Below are 2,520 nucleotides of genomic sequence, written 5' to 3' on the forward strand. Positions count from 1 at the left end.
GTGGGCGAGGGCAGTATTCCGATTGGCAAGCCGCTGGCCAATACCCGCCTGTACGTGCTGGATGCCCGTCAGCAGCCAGTGCCACTGGGCGTGACCGGCGAGCTGTATATCGGCGGCGATGGTGTGGCGCTGGGTTATCTGAATCGTAAAGACCTGACCGAACAGGCCTTTGTCGCCGATCCGTTCAGCACCGACCCGGCAGACCGCCTGTATCGTACCGGCGACCTGGCCTGCTGGCTGGCCGATGGCACGGTGGAATACCGTGGCCGGGATGACCAGCAGGTGAAGATCCGTGGCTTCCGTATCGAGCCGGGCGAGATCGAAACCCGTCTGGCCAGCCATGAGGCGGTAAAGGAGACCGTGGTGCTGGTGCGTGAAGACGTGCCGGGCGACAAGCGTCTGGTAGCGTATTTCACTTCCAGCGATAAAGCAGTCGATCTGGACAGCCTGCGCAGCCACCTGCAAGGCCAGTTGCCGGACTATATGGTCCCGGCAGCCTATGTGCAGTTGGACAGCCTGCCGCTGACCAATAACGGCAAGCTGGACCGCAAGGCCCTGCCAGCGCCGGATCAACAGGCGTTTATCAACCGTGGCTACGAAGCACCAGAAGGTGACGTCGAAACCACCCTGGCACATATCTGGGCTGAAGTACTGCAAGTCGAGCGCGTCGGTCGTCACGATCACTTCTTCGAGCTGGGCGGCCACTCGCTGCTGGCAGTGAAGCTGATCGAGAAAATGCGTCAGGAAGGCCTGAGCGCCGATGTGCGGGTACTGTTCAGCCAGCCGACGCTGGCGGCCCTGGCGGCTGCGGTGGGCAGCGGTACGGAAATCCGTGTACCGGCCAACCTGATCGAACCGGGTTGCACGCACATTACCCCTGACATGCTGCCATTGCTGACGATCAGCGAAGAACAGCTTGAACAGGTCATTGCCACTATTCCGGGCGGTGCGGCCAATATTCAGGACATCTACCCGCTGGCACCGTTGCAGGAGGGGATTCTCTATCACCATCTGGCGGCTGAGCAGGGCGATCCGTATGTCTTGCAGGCGGTCTTCGGTTTCGACAGTGAACAGCGCCTGAACAGCTTTGCCAGCGCGCTGCAATCGGTGATCGAGCGCCACGATATCCTGCGTACTTCTCTCTATTGGGAAGGTCTGGACGAACCGCTGCAAGTGGTCTGGCGTCAGGCGCAGCTAGGGCTTGAACAGATCGGGACGGATGGATCGTCCGGGGATGCGATCGGCCAGTTGCAGGCACGTTTCGATGCCCGTCAACACCGCATGGACATCCGTCAGGCGCCACTGATGCGTATTGCCTACACCGAGGATCCGGCCAATCAGCGCTGGGTGGCCTTGCTGCTGTTCCATCACCTGGTCATGGACCACACCGCACTGGAAGTGGTGAGCCAGGAAATGGAAGCGTATCTGCTCAATGACGCTCAGCCTTTGAGCGAGCCGGTGCCGTATCGCAACTATGTGGCTCAGGCGCGTCTGAAAAATGATCGCGCAGCTCAGGAAACCTTCTTCCGCGACATGCTGGGCGATATCGACGAGCCGACCCTGCCGTTCGGTCTGCATGAAGTGCAGGGCGAGGGCCGGGATATCGAAGAGCATCGCGTCGCTCTGGACATGGATCTGAGCCTGCAACTTCGGGCCCAGGCACGTCAGTTCGGGGTCAGCGTGGCCTCCTTGCATCACCTGGCCTGGGGCAAGGTCCTGAGTGCCGTCAGCGGTCGCGACGATGTGGTGTTCGGTACTGTGCTGATGGGCCGCCTCAATGGTGGTGACGGTGCGGACCGTGCGCTGGGCATGTTCATCAATACCTTGCCGTTGCGTCTGCAGCTGGGTGCCTGTGATGCACGAAGCGGTATCCGGGATACCCACGCTCGTCTGAGTGCCTTGCTGGCTCACGAGCACGCACCCCTGGCATTGGCCCAGCGCTGCAGCGGTGTCCCGGCGTCGACGCCACTGTTCAGTGCGCTGCTCAATTATCGCTACAGTGCTGCGCCGGGCGAACATAGCCTGTCGCCCGCCTGGCAAGGCATCGAATCGCTGAAAGGCGAGGAACGCACCAACTATCCACTGACTCTGTCGGTAGATGACCTGGGTGAAGGTTTCGAGCTGACCGTGCTGGTACAGAACGGTATCGGTGCTGCGCGGGTAGCGGCTTATATGAGCACGGCACTGGCCGAACTGGTCAGTGCGCTGAGAAATACACCTGCCGCACCGCTGCATTCGATCCCGGTACTGCCTGCCGAAGAACTCGCGCAATTGCTGCATGGCTTCAACGATACGGCTGCGGAGTACCCGCTGGATCAGACCGTGCATGGCCTGTTCGAGGCTCAGGTCGAGCGTACACCGGATGCGGTTGCGCTGGTGTTTGGCGATGAGCAACTGAGCTACGACGAACTTAATCAGAGGGCCAACCGTCTGGCGCATCATCTGCGCAGTCAGGGTGTGCAGCCGGATTCGCGGGTGGGCATCTGTGTCGAGCGTGGCACGGATATGGTGGTCGGTCTG

1 protein-coding gene is annotated in these 2,520 nt (G+C 61.1%); it reads left to right on the forward strand.

Going from position 1 to position 2,520, the window contains the following annotated elements:
- Positions 1–2,520 (forward strand): condensation domain-containing protein (locus JSY17_RS25395; RefSeq protein ID WP_206403373.1); only part of this gene is annotated, 2,520 nt, incomplete at both ends.

The organism is Pseudomonas capsici (assembly GCF_017165765.1).
GTDB classification, from domain to species: domain Bacteria; phylum Pseudomonadota; class Gammaproteobacteria; order Pseudomonadales; family Pseudomonadaceae; genus Aquipseudomonas; species Aquipseudomonas capsici.